This is a genomic window from Microcystis sp. BLCC-F209, from assembly GCF_041928595.1.
Classification (GTDB): Bacteria; Cyanobacteriota; Cyanobacteriia; order Cyanobacteriales; family Microcystaceae; genus Microcystis.
In genome coordinates, this window is the sequence record NZ_JBHFLL010000262.1 from 14,220 (window position 1) to 28,900 (window position 14,681).

The 14,681-nt window shown below is 43.3% G+C and carries 15 protein-coding genes and 2 tRNA genes; 10 read left to right on the top strand and 7 right to left on the bottom strand.

The genetic code is table 11. The annotated features are described in order from the left end of the window. Position 1 precedes the first annotated feature (1 nt). Both ACE1AQ_RS16710 and ACE1AQ_RS16715 read left to right on the top strand, forming a co-directional pair. A complete protein-coding gene (locus ACE1AQ_RS16710) occupies positions 2-1,528 on the top strand; it encodes a Gldg family protein (protein WP_110543180.1) in 1,527 nt (508 codons plus the stop codon). 48 nt (positions 1,529-1,576) lie between these two features. Beyond that, entirely contained in the window at positions 1,577-2,197 is a 621-nt protein-coding gene (locus ACE1AQ_RS16715) for a Uma2 family endonuclease (protein WP_110543177.1), read from the top strand. Between the two features lie 21 nt (positions 2,198-2,218). On the opposite strand, the gene ACE1AQ_RS16720 is transcribed toward ACE1AQ_RS16715, so the two are convergent. Together ACE1AQ_RS16720 and ACE1AQ_RS16725 are read right to left on the bottom strand one after the other, a co-directional pair. After that, entirely contained in the window at positions 2,219-3,697 is a 1,479-nt protein-coding gene (locus ACE1AQ_RS16720) for a serine/threonine-protein kinase (RefSeq protein WP_110543174.1), read from the bottom strand. Positions 3,698-3,787: 90 nt separating this feature from the next. Beyond that, positions 3,788-4,687 (bottom strand): J domain-containing protein, encoded by a 900-nt coding sequence (locus tag ACE1AQ_RS16725; protein ID WP_110543171.1) that lies wholly within the window; start codon positions 4,685-4,687, stop codon positions 3,788-3,790. 263 nt (positions 4,688-4,950) lie between these two features. On the opposite strand from ACE1AQ_RS16725, the gene ACE1AQ_RS16730 reads away from it, so the two are divergent. From ACE1AQ_RS16730 to ACE1AQ_RS16750, 5 genes are all read left to right on the top strand, one after another. Beyond that, positions 4,951-5,700: an NYN domain-containing protein gene (locus tag ACE1AQ_RS16730; RefSeq protein WP_106909729.1), complete on the top strand. Its 750-nt coding sequence runs from the start codon at positions 4,951-4,953 to the stop codon at positions 5,698-5,700. Between the two features lie 350 nt (positions 5,701-6,050). Further along, positions 6,051-6,287: a DUF4160 domain-containing protein gene (locus tag ACE1AQ_RS16735; protein WP_039900313.1), complete on the top strand. Its 237-nt coding sequence runs from the start codon at positions 6,051-6,053 to the stop codon at positions 6,285-6,287. Then, positions 6,268-6,576, top strand: a complete 309-nt coding sequence (locus ACE1AQ_RS16740) for a DUF2442 domain-containing protein (protein WP_002804492.1) — start codon at positions 6,268-6,270, stop codon at positions 6,574-6,576. Before ACE1AQ_RS16735 ends, ACE1AQ_RS16740 begins: the two co-directional genes overlap by 20 nt. A gap of 63 nt (positions 6,577-6,639) precedes the next feature. After that, complete coding sequence (locus ACE1AQ_RS16745) at positions 6,640-7,038, top strand: hypothetical protein (protein WP_079209156.1); 399 nt, start codon at positions 6,640-6,642, stop codon at positions 7,036-7,038. Between the two features lie 3 nt (positions 7,039-7,041). Further along, positions 7,042-7,449 (top strand): hypothetical protein, encoded by a 408-nt coding sequence (locus tag ACE1AQ_RS16750; protein WP_110543169.1) that lies wholly within the window; start codon positions 7,042-7,044, stop codon positions 7,447-7,449. Between the two features lie 217 nt (positions 7,450-7,666). On the opposite strand, the gene ACE1AQ_RS16755 is transcribed toward ACE1AQ_RS16750, so the two are convergent. The 3 genes from ACE1AQ_RS16755 to ACE1AQ_RS16765 all read right to left on the bottom strand — a co-directional run bounded on the left by ACE1AQ_RS16755 (position 7,667) and on the right by ACE1AQ_RS16765 (position 10,932). Continuing rightward, a tRNA-Ser gene (locus ACE1AQ_RS16755) sits at positions 7,667-7,753 on the bottom strand. A gap of 252 nt (positions 7,754-8,005) precedes the next feature. Beyond that, entirely contained in the window at positions 8,006-9,103 is a 1,098-nt protein-coding gene (locus tag ACE1AQ_RS16760) for a glycosyltransferase family 1 protein (RefSeq protein ID WP_008199344.1), read from the bottom strand. After that, entirely contained in the window at positions 9,103-10,932 is a 1,830-nt protein-coding gene (locus ACE1AQ_RS16765; RefSeq protein ID WP_110543166.1) for a tetratricopeptide repeat protein, read from the bottom strand. Before ACE1AQ_RS16765 ends, ACE1AQ_RS16760 begins: the two co-directional genes overlap by 1 nt. Before the next feature lie 219 nt (positions 10,933-11,151). On the opposite strand from ACE1AQ_RS16765, the gene ACE1AQ_RS16770 reads away from it, so the two are divergent. Beyond that, the gene (locus ACE1AQ_RS16770) at positions 11,152-12,429 is read left to right on the top strand and encodes a pitrilysin family protein (protein ID WP_008199346.1); all 1,278 of its coding nucleotides are present in this window, start codon (positions 11,152-11,154) and stop codon (positions 12,427-12,429) included. 3 nt (positions 12,430-12,432) lie between these two features. Next, complete coding sequence (locus ACE1AQ_RS16775) at positions 12,433-13,692, top strand: pitrilysin family protein (RefSeq protein ID WP_008199347.1); 1,260 nt, start codon at positions 12,433-12,435, stop codon at positions 13,690-13,692. A gap of 52 nt (positions 13,693-13,744) precedes the next feature. Here the strand turns inward: ACE1AQ_RS16775 and ACE1AQ_RS16780 are convergent. Further along, a tRNA-Asn gene (locus ACE1AQ_RS16780) sits at positions 13,745-13,816 on the bottom strand. Positions 13,817-13,963: 147 nt separating this feature from the next. On the opposite strand from ACE1AQ_RS16780, the gene ACE1AQ_RS16785 reads away from it, so the two are divergent. Then, positions 13,964-14,437 carry a hypothetical protein gene (locus tag ACE1AQ_RS16785; RefSeq protein WP_008203958.1) on the top strand — a complete coding sequence of 158 codons (474 nt, stop codon included), beginning with the start codon at positions 13,964-13,966 and terminating at the stop codon, positions 14,435-14,437. A 129-nt stretch (positions 14,438-14,566) separates the two neighbouring features. Here the strand turns inward: ACE1AQ_RS16785 and ACE1AQ_RS16790 are convergent. Then, positions 14,567-14,681 (bottom strand): transposase (locus tag ACE1AQ_RS16790; protein ID WP_288025126.1); only part of this gene is annotated, 115 nt, incomplete at its 5' end.

Consider the following 14,681-nt stretch of genomic DNA (forward strand, 5'->3'; position numbering starts at 1 on the left):
TATGATATCCTGGCAAAAATACGGTAAATTTCTCTATATACCCGCCCTCTTTCTGGCTAGTGCCGGCCTAACCGTGGGGTTAATCTCCGGTCAATGGTCATCCCTCTCTCTGGGGTTATTAATTGCCGGGGCTATTCTGTTTCTAGGGTGGCTGTTGTTATTAGTAATCACTTCCAAAGAATTTTGGCAAAAAAGAAGTACCCGCACCGGTACTCAAACCCTCATTACTACTATTATTGTCCTCAGCGTTATCGGTTTAATTAACTTTCTTGCCCTCCGTTATCCCTATCGAGTTGATTTAACCGAAAACCAAATCTTTAGTTTATCCCCCCAAACCGAAAGACTATTAACCAATCTGTCAAAACCAGTCAAAGTCTGGATTTTTTCAACCCGGGGAATCAGTGGCAACGAAGAGGAACTTTTAGCCAATTATCAACGCAAAAACCCCCAATTTCAGTACGAAATAGTTAACCCAGAGAAAAAACCCAATATTGTCCAAGAATTTAAAAAACTAGCTGATGATAATCTGTCTAGAGTCTATCTACAGTATGGTGACAAAAAACAACCCCTGAAAACTATTAGTGAACAGGAAAGTCTCACCGAAGCAAAACTAAGTAACGCCATCGAAACCGCTAAAACCGATCGCACTTTAACCGCTTATTTTCTGCAAGGTCATGGAGAAAATGCCATCAAAGAACCTCAAGGGGGTTTAGGGCAAGCAGTCAATAGTTTAGAAGCAAAAGGTTATCAAGTAGAACCACTTAATCTAGTGGAACGTTCCACCATTCCCAATAATGCCGATGTCATTATTATTGCCAGTCCCAAAAGAAAAATATTTCCCCAAGAAGTCACCGCGTTAAAAAACTATCTTGAGCAAGGGGGCAAAATTTTATTACTGATTGACCCTCAAACCGAAACCGGATTAGAACCCTTATTAACCGCTTGGGGTGTGAAACTGGATAATCGGATTATTATTGATGCTTCCGGTGCCGGGGAAATCATCGGACTAGGGCCGGCTAGTCCCATTATTACCAATTACGGCAATCATCCCATTACTCGCGATTTTGCTAACGGTATTTCTATCTTTCCCTTTGCTCGTCCCATAGCCACCGTTCCCATCGAAGGAATTGAAGCCGTATCTTTAATGATTACTAATGATAAAATGTGGGCTGAGAGTGATTTAAATGATCAGAATCTCCAGTTTAACCCTGAAAAAGATTTAGCTGGCCCCTTTGATTTAGGAGTTGCTCTAACGGGAAAAAAAGGTAAATTAATCGTGATTGGTAATGCCAGCTTTGCCAGCGATGGACTATTTGAACAACAGTTAAACGGAGATATATTTTTAAATTCTGTGCAGTGGTTAGCCAGTGGTGAAACAGCCACCTTATCTATCCGAGCTAAGGAACCAGAAAATAGAAGAATCAATTTAAATCCCCTACAAGCTAACGCTATTTTTTGGATAGCGATGGTAGTGATGCCTTTAGTAGGATTTACCCTAGCTGGATTGACTTGGTGGCAACGTCGTTAATCGAGTTAGAATCTAGAAAAATCATCTCTCTTAATTCCCCTAACTGCCATGACCACAACCCAAACTATCCCCCAATTGTTGACTTTTGATGACTATATCAATCAATATCCCGATGATGGACAACAATACGAATTAATCGCAGGAAAATTATTGGCCATGATGCGACCGATCGGAAAACACGAAGAAATTGGCGGATTTGTTTCTGGAACCCTATTCTTAGAGATAAATCGGCAGCAATTGCCCTATTTTATCCCCAATACTGCCGCAGTAAAACCCCTTCGCCCCCATACAGGTTATCTACCCGATATTATTATCTTAGACAGAGAAAATCTAGTTAATGATCCCTATTGGGAAACCGCTTCCTCAATTTCTCTGGCAACATCAGCTAAATTAATTATTGAAATTGTCAGTTCCAATTGGCGAGATGATTATCTGAAAAAATTCGACGACTACGAACAATTAGGAATTGCCGAATATTGGATTATCGATTATTTAGCCAAAGGTTCGGCCCGATATATCGGCAGCCCCAAAGAACCCACCATTTCTATCTATCAATTAATCGATGGAGAATATCAAGGTAATTTATTTAAACAGGATCAACGTCTTATTTCAGGGATTTTTCCAGAGTTAAACCTCACTGCTAATCAAATTTTTCGTGCTAGAGCTTAAAGAAAAACCCGCATTTTTAGATTAATTACTATTTTCCACCGTGGGAAGAGGAGAAGGTGATAAAACAGGAGGAGCGATCGGTTCAATTTTATCCTCATTAACCGGGGGATTAATCACCTCTGGAACAGGGGAAGGGGAGGGAGAAGGAGAAGGGGAAGGAGAAGGGGAAGGAGAAGGAGAAGGAAGGGGAGAAACTTGAGGACTTGGCTCCGTTTCGGGAAGAGGAACAGGAATAGGAATTACTTCTTCTGGGGTGGGACTAGGAGTTAATTCTGGAGTCGCTTCTGGAGTAGGAATCACCTCTGGGGTAGGAGTAGGGGATGGAGTGGGAGTCGGGGAATAAATGGGAGTCCGTTGACGAGAAGGTCGTCGGATAGGGGGAAAATCTTGGGAGGGAGGAGGAATGATTTCAGGACTAGGAGAAGGTTCAGGGGTTGGTAATGGTTCAATTTCCTCATTTTTGGGTAAAAGAGCCATAAATCCCCGATATCCTAGGGCAAAAGCCCCAATTGTCACCGCAAAAATCAGCAAAATCCACAGCCAAGGATTCTTTTTTTCCCCAGAATTGGGTTGAATAACCACAGTGGGGGAGACGGTTGGTTTTGGGGGTGTAGAGGACTTTAATCGGGGACTATGGGGAGAAACCGCGATGGTCGGTTGGGTGGACAAATCGGGGGATATTTCTGCCAAAGCTGCTAACATTTCCCTGGCAGTAGCAAATCGATCCCGGGGATGAAAACGGATCGCTCGATCGATTACCATAGCTAAATTAGGATTAACATTTTCTGCCTCCTGTCGCCAGAGAATTTCCCCCGTGCGCGAGTCAGTTTCTAGATATTGGGGAGTTTTTCCCGTTAATAAAAAAATCGCCGTTAAGCCTAGGCTGTAAAGGTCACTAGAAAAGACCGGTCTCCCGGCAGCCTGTTCCGAAGCCATATAACCGGGGGTGCCAAGGGCGATCGAATAGGCACTTTTTCCCGTAGGATCGAGTAAGGTGGCGACAGCCTCTTTCATTACCCCAAAATCGATTAAAACGGGCAAATTATCACTATTTCTTAAGATAATATTATCGGGTTTCACATCCCGGTGAATAATGCGGCGACTGTGAATAAAATCAAGAACAGGCAGTAAATTCTCTAAAATCGTCCGCACTGCTGAGGAGGATAAATTTCCCTGTCGTTGCTGTTTTTGGGTTAGTGTCTCCCCTTCAATCCACTCCTGCACCAGATAGAAATGATTATCTTGGGCAAAATAACCGTATAAACGGGGTATTTGGCGATTTTGTTCCCCCAATTCCTCTAAAACGCTTGCTTCTTTCTGAAAACGTTCTTTTAACCATTCTGGCATCCCCTCACTTTGAATAGCCGGCTGCAATTTTTTAATCACACAGCGCCGTTGAGAAGGCATATTCGTATCGATAGCGATATAAGTTTCCCCAAATCCCCCCCTAGCAAGGATACTAACAATTTGGTAGCGATTGTTTAAAAGCACTAGATTCATTACCCTGAGAGTGCAAGCGTGGTCCTAAATTGTTCCTAGACTAACATTCTTTCGTTAAGGAAAAAGTCAAGGGAAAAACTAGAGTCAAGTCTAAGGAATCCAGCGACGGATTTTCGTCCACAAAGGTGCATTATCTTGGCTACTCATCTCCAGAAAACTTTGATAACAATCGTAAGCGCGATTAAGATGGGCAGTGATTTCTGTAGCATTGGGATGGGAATTGCGATCGGGATGCCAATAACACAAGAGAGTTTTATAATTATTCTCAATCCGGCTAGTCGTGGTAAAAGGAGTAATCCCCAAAACTCGCCACCAAACGGGATTAGGCAACTCTATAATTATCACGGCCAAGGAACGGGGCGAAGGATAGAGAATTTGGGCAATTAATGACCAATCTGACCCATAACACACCCGATAAACCGCTTTAACCCGCTCTTTTCCCAACTGTTGACAAGCTTGTAAATGCCATTGACGAAAATCCCCCCGCATCTGCTGATGAGTTCGCAAATCTCGCCTGGCAAATCTGCCCTCAGCTAGTTTATTAGTCCCGATAGTGTTAAAGTTACCATTAGCGATCGCTTTTAGATCCCAGTAAAGATGATAAAAAGGATCTTGACCCAAGGCCAGACTTTCCAGAATTTCCTTAGCGTAACCTCTAGCCGGATTTAACCGCAATAATTCCCGTAATTCCCGACAAAACTGCTCATTTTCGGGCATACCGCGCCATTGCCAATAGTTAACATCCGGTTTTGCCAGAGACTGCCTATATACACTGCGCCACACCTGCGGAACAGTACAGGCGATCGGGGTAGCCAAGGGAGTAGCCAGGGGATAAAATTGACCCTTTAAAGAGCTTTCAGGAGCATCTTCTAGTAAACAAGCAAGATGATAGGCGGGATGACTACGGGGCTTTTTTTGGGGGCTAATAAACCAAAAAGCCGTTAAAATGAGAATTAGGTACAAGAGTAGAGAAAGAATTTGCTCCGCCATCGCAACTTTTAGTTAGTCTGCTCAGTTACCTGAAGAATTATAATTCGTGCTATGGTCGCTGAAAAGTTCTTTGTATCTCAGCTGATTGTCAGGAATCTACAAAACGGGGTGATATGTCGAAAGTTTCCATATATTCCTACTTTGGTTATTCGGAAAGTTTCTGTATAATTAATAGTTAGATGGCTTAGGTTATAGGTTGGGGCATACTTGAAAAGTCTCTGTTCGAGTTCAAAAATTAAAGTGATCAGCACACCTGGAGCAATATGCGTCAATCAGAATCAAAAATTGCACTGCTGATTGATGCAGACAACGCCCCTGCATCAAAAATTGAGGCGATCGTCTCTGAAATTGCAAAGTATGGAGTTGCCAATATTCGTAAGGCTTACGGAAACTGGAAAAGTCCTGCGCTGAAAGCTTGGGAGGAGTGTTTGCACGAATACGCTATTCGCCCCGTCCAACAGTTCGACTATACGAAGGGCAAAAATGCTACTGATGCTGCAATGATTATTGATGCAATGGATTTGCTGTATACACAACAGTTGGATGCTTTTGCAATCGTGTCGAGCGATTGTGACTTTACTCCTTTAGTGATGCGAATTTTGACAAATGGCTTAAAAGTCTATGGATTTGGCGAGAAGAAAACACCATTGCCTTTTGTTTATGCGTGTTCAACATTTTTATACCTAGAAACTATTGATCAAGCAGTAAATTCTGAGGAGACTTCCAAAGTTTCTGCAAGTGTGAAGAAAACTGGTAAAGAGTTGAAGCAAGACACCAAATTAATCAGTTTATTGAGGGGCGCTGTTTCTAGCACTCTAGACGATGATGGTTGGTCGAATTTGGCAGAGATTGGCGGACACATAGCAAATCAGACATCTTTTGACCCACGCAACTACGGATATGCAAAGTTGAGTGGCCTGTTCGAGGCTATTGACTTATTCGAGATTCAGCGAAAAAATAAGACAGTCTTCGTGAGGAGCAAGCAAAAGAATGGCACTACTCCAAAAACGTAGTGCAGATCTGGTAGGTGCGTTCCCTGATGCGAGTCCTACCGCTGCAGCGATCGATTTTGGGGAACACACCATGGTCATTGATTTTTTGGTTTACCCTGGCACTACTGCGACATTGGTAGATTAGGTGAGGGGAGCGAAGTCGTTTTTGAAATATACAGGGCCTCTGTGATCTGAAACCGTCAGAATCAAATTGTTGATGTGGCGGCTTCTGATGCAGATCCGTTGGTGCGAGTGCTAACATTTGATTGTTCTCGACCCTAAACAGCCTTTGACCTAGAGGGAAATGTTCACAGATTGACAGTCAGCCCGGCATTCAGCTATGTTTGAGATATTTAGAGCAAAACCTTTGAATGCCGACGCTGTTAACCGTTGGTTCATACCGATTCTTTTGCTATGCAGGCGATCGCAATGAGCCACCGCACATCCATGTTGAACGAGATCGAGAGATTGCTAAATTCTGGCTTCAGCCGGTGCGCCTTCAAAGTAACCGAGGATTTAACCGCACTGAAATTAACCGCATTCAAAAACTTGTGCAAGAAAACCAAGAGCAATTGTTAGCAGGCTGGCATGATTTCTTTAACGACTGAGCTATTTGAAACCCTCGCTATTCAGCAATTAGCCATCACAGATGATGCGCTTACTGTAGATTTATCTGACGGACGCACCCTATCTGTTCCCCTGGCATGGTATCCCCGTCTTCAGCATGGCTCAACTGAGGAGCGTAATGACTATCGTTTTATCGCCGGTGGCAATGGAATCCACTGGAATCAACTAGATGAAGACATTAGTGTTAAAAACTTAATTCTTGGCCAACCATCAGGGGAAAGTCAAAAATCATTTCAGCGTTGGTTAAATAATCGAGAAGCGATCATCTAACAAATCACTGCACTCGACCTTATGCTAGAGTTTCATAATTACCCAAAGCTAATGAGGCCAAAAATAATGGACAAAAATAAGCCAGAAGAAGTTCAAGAAGCAATGATTTCAGTGGGAGTGGGTACAGCGATTGGAGCTAGTGCATCGGCAGTAGTTGGCGGTATGGGACTGGCTGTAGGAGGAACTGCTCTAGGAGTCGGTATGGCTCCAGTAGCAGCAGCAGGAGCAGTGGTCGGCACGGCAGTTTACGGAACCAAAAAAGCAATAGAAGAACAAGACGCAACGGCAATTGGAGCAGCGGCAATTGGTGCGGGTGCTGGAGCCGGTATATCAGCATTGGTTGGAGGTATGGGATTAGCAGTGGGAGGGACGGCAGTTGCAGTTACAATGGCTCCCGTAGCGGCAGTAGGAGCAGTAATTGGTTTAGCTGGATATGGGATTTCTAAATTATTCACTGAGTAAGTAATGGCTAAACGGAAAAGACAGTCCCCCAATGCTGCTCAAAAATTAGTAAGAGGAGCAATTCGGGACTTTATTAATCAGGTTAATGGCATAGTTATTGAGCCGGAGATAAATTCTCCTGTAAAGGGTACAGAGGCTTGGTATCGGGACAAACTGGCTAGAGAATTAGGAGGAAAAACCGAGGTTTACATTGATAAGGTAGGTAGAATAGATGTCTTAACTAATACGGAAATAATTGAAGTTAAAAATACAAAAGGCTGGAAATCAGCGATCGGGCAAATAAAGAGTTATGGACAGTATTATCCCAAGCATAAAATGAGAGTTCACCTATTTGGGAAATTGACTGAGAGTAAACTAGAAACTATTCAGAGAGTATGTAACCTAGAAGGCATAACTCTAACTTGGGAATAGTATGATCGCTGCTCTGGTAGGGTGCGTTCCCTGATGCGGGTCCTACCGCTGCAGCGATCAATTTTGTGGAACACACCATGCACATTGATTCAAGCAAATGATAATAATCTAAAAACGTCTAGGCACAGCGACGGACGGGAGTGCGATCGCTTATGATCGAGTTGTAAATTTTTGTTACGAAGTATTGTGCAAGACTACCTATGAGGTGCTTTGGGAACGGAGAGAGAGGGATTCGAACCCTCGTTAAAGTTACCCCTAAACAGCATTTCCAGTGCTGCGCCTTCAACCGCTCGGCCATCTCTCCAATTAAGGTCACGATCATCAATCCTACAGCAAATGCTGCCGATCTGTCAAATTATTTTTCTTTTTCCGAAGATGACCGATCAGGTTATACTTCATCTGGACGGGAAACCCTGTCAGTTAAGGGACCTGCGCTTTGATAATGTACCTTTTGGGCGAACGCAGTTCGCCCCTACATTGTGGACAAAATCCGTTACTGTAGGGGCGCAAAGCTTGCGCCCTCCGATCGATTGGCATATTATTCCCACGCAAGTCCCTAAGCATACCCTAGATATTGATTTAAGATGGCGGCTGTAGCTAGACCAGTTTTTTGCCAACTAAACTCATCGGCCTGTTTTTTGCCTAGATTACTTAATTTGGAGTGTAATTGTCGATCTTGAGCGATAATTTTTAGGGCATCGGCTAGGGACTCGACTCGATAGGGATCGATTAAAATTGCCGCTGTTGCCGTGATTTCTGGCAAAGATGACAAATTTGAGGTAATGACCGGTGTACCGCAGGCCATAGCCTCTAAAACGGGCAATCCGAAGCCTTCCCAGAGACTGGGGAAGACTAAAGCAGTGGCTTGACTGATCACTTTGGGCAGCTCATCGTAGGGGATATAATCGAGGAATTTAATGCGATCGCTGACTGCCAATTCTCGCGCTTGTTGTTGTAAATTGGGGGTATAACGGCGATCAAAGCTGCCGGCAATCCAAAGATGATAATCGCTTAAATCTGGGGGCAGTTGGGCAAAAGCGGCGATTAAACGCGGTAAATTTTTATAGGGATTGGGACGACCGAGATAGAGAAAATAGGGATGTTCTGGCTTATTATCTTCCATAGGGCGAAAGTGATGATGATCGTAGGCTAGGGGAATAGAAGTAATTTTATCGGCGGGAATTTGATAATATTCAGTGATATCTTTGGCCGTTGCCTGAGAGTTACAGATGATATGTTTTGCCTGTTGTAATACCTGCGGCACATAATAACGGAAATAGTGGGTTAGGGGGGAAGTAAGACTGGGAAACCGCAGGGGAATTAAATCGTGGACCATGACGACAAAGCGACAGGGAGAATTTATTGGCGCTTCTGGGAGGGGAGAAAAGAGTAAATTGGCGTTTAATTGTCGGTAAATTGACGGTAACTGCCACTGAGTCCAGAGTAAGCGTTTTAAATGACCTTTCGCTCCTTGATCGGGGCCGAGACCCTTGGGGATAGAATAACAGTTAAAGTCGGGATAACTATTAGCTGTTAGTAGGGTTGGTTCTAAATTTTTTAGGTAGGGTAAGAGGTTAAGAATGTAGGTACTGATTCCCGTGGGTTGGGGAAAAAGTACCGAGAGATTAATTAATAACTTAGGCTGTGTATTCACTAATTACCCTGTTGATATTTGCTGAGAATTTCTGAGATATATTGGTAGCCTTCCAGTCCAATAGATTTAATCAGGGAGGAACGTTCCAGACTGAAAGTCCGCTCAAAAGCGGCGATATTTTTGCCGCGAATAACCGTTAATAGACTAGCAGCTTGTCGCCATTCTGCTGCACCGATTTCGTGCAGCCAATACATTCCTAGAGAACCCCTATAAATTGCCTGTTCAAAATTCTTGTCTTGATAGTAAGCTTCGCCTAAATAAGTTAGTAATAACCCTTGCAGATATAGATCTCCGTAGTATTTGGCCGATTCCAATCCTTGCAGGAGAATATTAATCGCCTCTTCGGTTCTTTCAAGGACAAGATATGCTAAACCTAAACTGCTACAACAAAGGGATTTACTCTGCCAATCTTGGAGACTTTCGGCTAACTTTAATCCCTGCTGTAAATACTCGATCAAACTTTGATAAATTTCGGGATCATATCTCTCTAACTGTTGCGCTTCCTGTACCTGACTATAACCCAAATTAGCTAAAGCATTAGCCTGTCCTAAACTATTACCCTGTTGACGACTTAAAATTAAAGCTCTCTGACTTAAATTAATCGCTTCTGTATAGTTTTTTTGGATAGCATTGAGACGAGATAAATGGTTTAAATTAGCTATTTCACAAGCAGAATCCTGCTGTTGACGAGCAATTTCTAAAGCTTGTTGATGACATTCTCTGGCCTGTGGATAGTCGCCACGAATGCGATTAGAATAGGCAATTAAAGTTAAAATTCTCGCCTTTTCTCCCGTACCTTCCACATAACGCAGAGGAATTGATAAATAATCTAAGGCCTCCTTGAGATAACTACCAGAAAAGGAGGCAAAAATTCCCCCGTATAAAGGAAAATAATCCCGTTGAGCAAAGGTTCTCAGAATTTGTAAAGCCATCTGAAAACAGCCCCGACTATAGAGGGAATTTTTACTAACTTGCTCGAAACTATTCGTTAACAGTGACCAAATTAAAGCAAAGGTGAGAAAGGTAGAAATGGATAATTTGGCTCCTAATCTTTCGCTATAGATACGCTGATCAAAAAAGTTAATTAGTCCTCTTTGGATATATTGAAAAACAATAGCAGTTTCTACCCAATCGGTTAAAGTTAAATCCTGAGGGAGAGAATCAAAAGCTTGTTGATTAGCTAAACTTTCTAAGACTCGTTTTAACCAGGAGGGATTAACTTTACTTGCCCAAATTTGCCAAGGATTCACTCGCTCATTATCATTAGTAAAACCAAGATTGCGATTTTGTTCATAGAGCCAACTGGTGAGATCATTCGATAAATTTGACCAAGTATTTAACCCCAGATTAATCCCCGTGGCAATTTGCCATAGATCCGCTTCTCCCCGCTGCTGAGCAACTGTCTGTAAATGCTTGGCTAACTGTTGTAATTGTTCTAGGGTTAAAGCATTATTTTGATTGGGATCAATTAAATTCACTAACGTCAGTAAACGATCCTCTCGATCAATGTTCACCAGATTATCGATCGCCGCTGCAGTGAGAGAATTTTGCTGATTGGTTTTTTGATATTTTTCCCATTCACTTTCGATCGTTTCCATGGCCCGCAAAACCCTAGTGGCTTTAATTTTTGTTTCTAACTGTGAGCGAGTAACGATGATTTTTTCGGTTAAACAACGCTCAAAAATTTCTCCTGTGCCATTTTTTACTCCCTCGGCTAAAAGGTTATAAACCTGTGATTTAGCCCTAATTTTTCCTTCTAAAGTTAGATTGACAATGCGCTCAATTAGTGCATTATAAGCTTCGTTGAAGTTATCTCTATTTTCTGTCATAGGGGGTTTTTCAGTTATCAGTAAACAGTAATTAGGGAGAGGTAAACAGTAAACAGTGAACCGAAAACTCAGATCTGATCACCGAGTCACTGATCACCGATAAGGCTGATATTTGGGGAAATTGTCTAGAAATCATGACAAAATTTTTGTAATGGTTGAGCAGGCAAGGGATAAGATAGCATAAGTATAGAATTTAACAAAAAATCTGGTTAACGGACATTGATCAAGTCGATAGCGCAGTGTCAAACGAGTTCTTTTCCCGCTCAGGTATGGCAATTAGATCACGGCTTAACCGTAATTCATCAGTATTTACCCGTGACTCCTGTGGTGGTGGTGGATGTGTGGGTGAAAGCAGGTGCGATCGCTGAACCTGATCCATGGTTAGGTATGGCCCATTTTCTCGAACACATGATCTTTAAGGGGACAAAAAAACTCCCCCCCGGACTCTTTGACTATTTAATCGAAAATTGTGGCGGAATGACCAACGCTGCCACCAGTCACGATTACGCACACTTCTATCTCACCACCAGTGTGGATCAAATTGAACATACCCTACCCCATCTGGCCGAAATTCTCCTCCATGCTGAGATTGACGATGAGGAATTCTATCGGGAAAAAGATGTAGTTCTAGAAGAATTACGGGCCTGTTATGATGATCCCGATTGGATTGCCTACCAAACCCTCTGCGGAAGTATCTATCAAAACCATCCCTACGGACGCTCTATTCTAGGGGATCAACCCTGTTTAGAGCAATTAACCCCCAATCAAATGCGCTGTTTCCATCGCACCTATTATCAACCAGAAAATATGTGTGTGGCGATTATCGGGGGAATTGAACCCCAACCAGCTTTAGAAATTATCCGGCAATCTTTTCGGGAATTTCCCGTCCCCTCGGAATCCCCTCCCCATCTGGTGGCTGCCGAACCCCCCCTGATCGAAATTCGTCGTTCCCAAGTACATTTACCCCACCTAGAACATTCTCGTCTCTTGATGGGATGGACTGGACCAGGATGCGATCGCCTAGAAGATGCCTTTGGATTAGACTTGCTATCGGTAATTCTTGCCGGAGGACGCTGTTCGCGGTTAGTGCGACAGCTGCGGGAAGAAGCGCAAATCGTCCTCGATATTAACAGTAATTTTTCCCTGCAACGGGATTCCAGTCTCTTTACCATCGGCGCTTGGCTATCTAGCCCACAAACTGAGACAATTGAAGGTATTATCTGTGAACATCTCCAACATCTGCACGATCATCCCGTCACCCCCGCAGAATTACACCGCACTCAACAGTTATTAGCTAACGATTATATTTTCTCCACAGAAACCCCGGGCCAATTAGCGGGACTCTATGGATATTATCAAACCCTGAGAGCTGCCGATCTAGCCACGATCTATCCCCAAGTTATCCAAAGTTTGCAACCGTCAGATCTCCAGCGTCTGGCTCGTCAGTATCTCTCCCCGGAGCGATATGCTATTACAATAATGCAACCCTGTGAATAAAAGATGTCCGCTTCCCCCATTCACCGCTTAACCTTAGAAAATGGCATCACCCTTTTAGTGGTGGAAAATACGGCCGTGGAGTTAGTTGCAGGGAGGATTTTTCTCAAAAATGCGGGTACTCGGTGGGAAAAAACCGAAAAAGCGGGTTTATTTCGTCTTTTAGCCGTGCTGCTCACCAAAGGTACAGAAAAGTTATCTTCCCTAGAAATTGCTGATCGCATTGAGTCCACGGGGGCCGGTTTAAGTGCGGACACGGGGACGGATTATTTTGTGGTTAGTTTAAAGACTGTTACAAAGGATTTTTTAGATATATTGCGTCTAGCGGCGGAAATTATTCGTTTTCCCAGTTTTCCCCCCCCAGAAATCGAATTAGAGAAAAATCTCACCCGTCAAAGCATTCGCTCTCAATTGGAACAGCCTTTTAATGTGGCTTTTAATCAATTGCGCGCCGCTATGTACCCCGATCATCCCTATGGTATGTCTTTATTGGGTACGGAGGCAACGGTTTCGCAATTGCAACGGGAGGAGCTGCTGGCCTATCATAGTCGCTTTTTCCGTCCCGATAACCTAGTGATTAGTCTTTCTGGCCGTATTACCCTAGAGCAAGCAGTAAAAGCAGTGACGGAAATTTTTGGCAGTTGGTCAATTCCCGATCTTCCTTTATCTAGTTTACCCCCAGCCGCTTTTGATTTTCAGCCCACCTGTTTAACTACCATCCAAGCTAGTCAACAGGCGATCGTTATGTTAGGATACCCCGGCTCTTCTGTACAAGAGGATGATTATGCGGTTTTAAAATTATTGAGTACCTATCTGGGGAATGGGTTATCTAGTCGTCTATTCGTGGAATTGCGAGAAAAACGGGGATTAGCCTACGATGTTTCCGCTTTTTATCCCACCCGTCTCGATTCTTCCCAATTTGTCATTTATATGGGAACTGCACCCCAAAACACAGCCATGGCCCTGTCGGGATTGCGTCAGGAAGCAGAAAGGTTATATAAAGTAACTTTGAGTGAGGAGGAGTTACAGTCAGCTAAAAATAAGTTATTGGGTCAATATGCTCTCGGTAAACAAACTAACGCCGAAATCGCTCAATTATACGGTTGGTATGAAAGCTTAGGTTTGGGGATTGAATTCGATCGCACTTTCCTGGATTCTATTAATCAGATTACTCCCGAACAAGCGCGATCGGTAGCCAGCAAATATTTTCAAAATCCCTACATTTCTCTCGTCGGTCCAGAAAATGCGATCGCAGAAATTCTCTAGTCAGAGCAAAAAGCAGCAATAAAAAACTATTGCCGCTTCTATTTTTGATTAACTCCCCGGGTGGGATTCGAACCTACGACCAATCGGTTAACAGCCGACCGCTCTACCACTGAGCTACCGAGGAAGGCTACTCACAATTAATAATTATAATCATAAGTCCCTCAATAATGCAAGTGTTTTCTGGATTTTTTCTCAAAAAAATTTCCGGCGCTGGTAGCGATGGGCGGAGAATCCACTATTGTGGAGATAAGGACACCATTAAGTCTAGTCTATGCTTGCCCATCACCGCCGTCCCGTTTCCTTCTGTCTGCTCTCGACAGATCTACCCATCCTCTCCACTTTAGACACTGCCGCTACCCTCTACCAAAAGGATCGCCACCGGTTTCATCTTCTCCTCAATCAACCCCCGGTGGCTCTCGCCGAAATAGAGACACTTAAACCCAAAAATAATCAAAATAAATTAATTTGGCTAGAAATTTCGGCTAATCGGGTAATTATGACCATGCAGGGCCAGGGAAGATTCGCCTATCGTCATTTTTGGGAGCAAGGGGTTTTTGGTGTCAGTCGCTTCTGGTTAAATGCCGAAAGTTCTCAACCGGGTTACGCTTTTCGCGTCCGCAACTATACCCGTAGTCTCAAATTAGAGGGGAATAATTTCCCCGAATATTTGCGTCTAGAGTACGAATTATGGTCAGATAACCTGATTTTAGGTCATTATGTCCTTCATTTGCAAGTACACCAATAAATAGGGATGGCTGAATAGAGCTAAAAACCTTGTGGGATAAGACTTTTAGGCTTTTTTGTCCTCAAAAAGTGCCAGCTGGTGGCAAAATTTAGGCACTTTTTCCGGCTCTTCGTTACTCTTTATGCTAAATCAACAGACAAGATGCCAAGACAACATACTTCTAACCCAAAAATTCCGAAAGTTTCTCAAGCCATAGGCTCTCCGTTTTATTAGTTTAAGTTTATTGTTGATTCCCTCGACCACC

What these genes read in the sequence shown, in the direction of transcription:
- ACE1AQ_RS16710 (WP_110543180.1), top strand. Translation starts at nt 2, where the DNA reads ATGATATCCTGGCAAAAATACGGTAAATTTCTCTATATACCCGCCCTC.
- ACE1AQ_RS16715 (WP_110543177.1), top strand. Translation starts at nt 1,577, where the DNA reads ATGACCACAACCCAAACTATCCCCCAATTGTTGACTTTTGATGACTAT.
- ACE1AQ_RS16720 (WP_110543174.1), bottom strand. Translation starts at nt 3,697, where the DNA reads ATGAATCTAGTGCTTTTAAACAATCGCTACCAAATTGTTAGTATCCTT.
- ACE1AQ_RS16725 (WP_110543171.1), bottom strand. Translation starts at nt 4,687, where the DNA reads ATGGCGGAGCAAATTCTTTCTCTACTCTTGTACCTAATTCTCATTTTA.
- ACE1AQ_RS16730 (WP_106909729.1), top strand. Translation starts at nt 4,951, where the DNA reads ATGCGTCAATCAGAATCAAAAATTGCACTGCTGATTGATGCAGACAAC.
- ACE1AQ_RS16735 (WP_039900313.1), top strand. Translation starts at nt 6,051, where the DNA reads ATGCCGACGCTGTTAACCGTTGGTTCATACCGATTCTTTTGCTATGCA.
- ACE1AQ_RS16740 (WP_002804492.1), top strand. Translation starts at nt 6,268, where the DNA reads ATGATTTCTTTAACGACTGAGCTATTTGAAACCCTCGCTATTCAGCAA.
- ACE1AQ_RS16750 (WP_110543169.1), top strand. Translation starts at nt 7,042, where the DNA reads ATGGCTAAACGGAAAAGACAGTCCCCCAATGCTGCTCAAAAATTAGTA.
- ACE1AQ_RS16765 (WP_110543166.1), bottom strand. Translation starts at nt 10,932, where the DNA reads ATGACAGAAAATAGAGATAACTTCAACGAAGCTTATAATGCACTAATT.
- ACE1AQ_RS16775 (WP_008199347.1), top strand. Translation starts at nt 12,433, where the DNA reads ATGTCCGCTTCCCCCATTCACCGCTTAACCTTAGAAAATGGCATCACC.
- ACE1AQ_RS16785 (WP_008203958.1), top strand. Translation starts at nt 13,964, where the DNA reads ATGCTTGCCCATCACCGCCGTCCCGTTTCCTTCTGTCTGCTCTCGACA.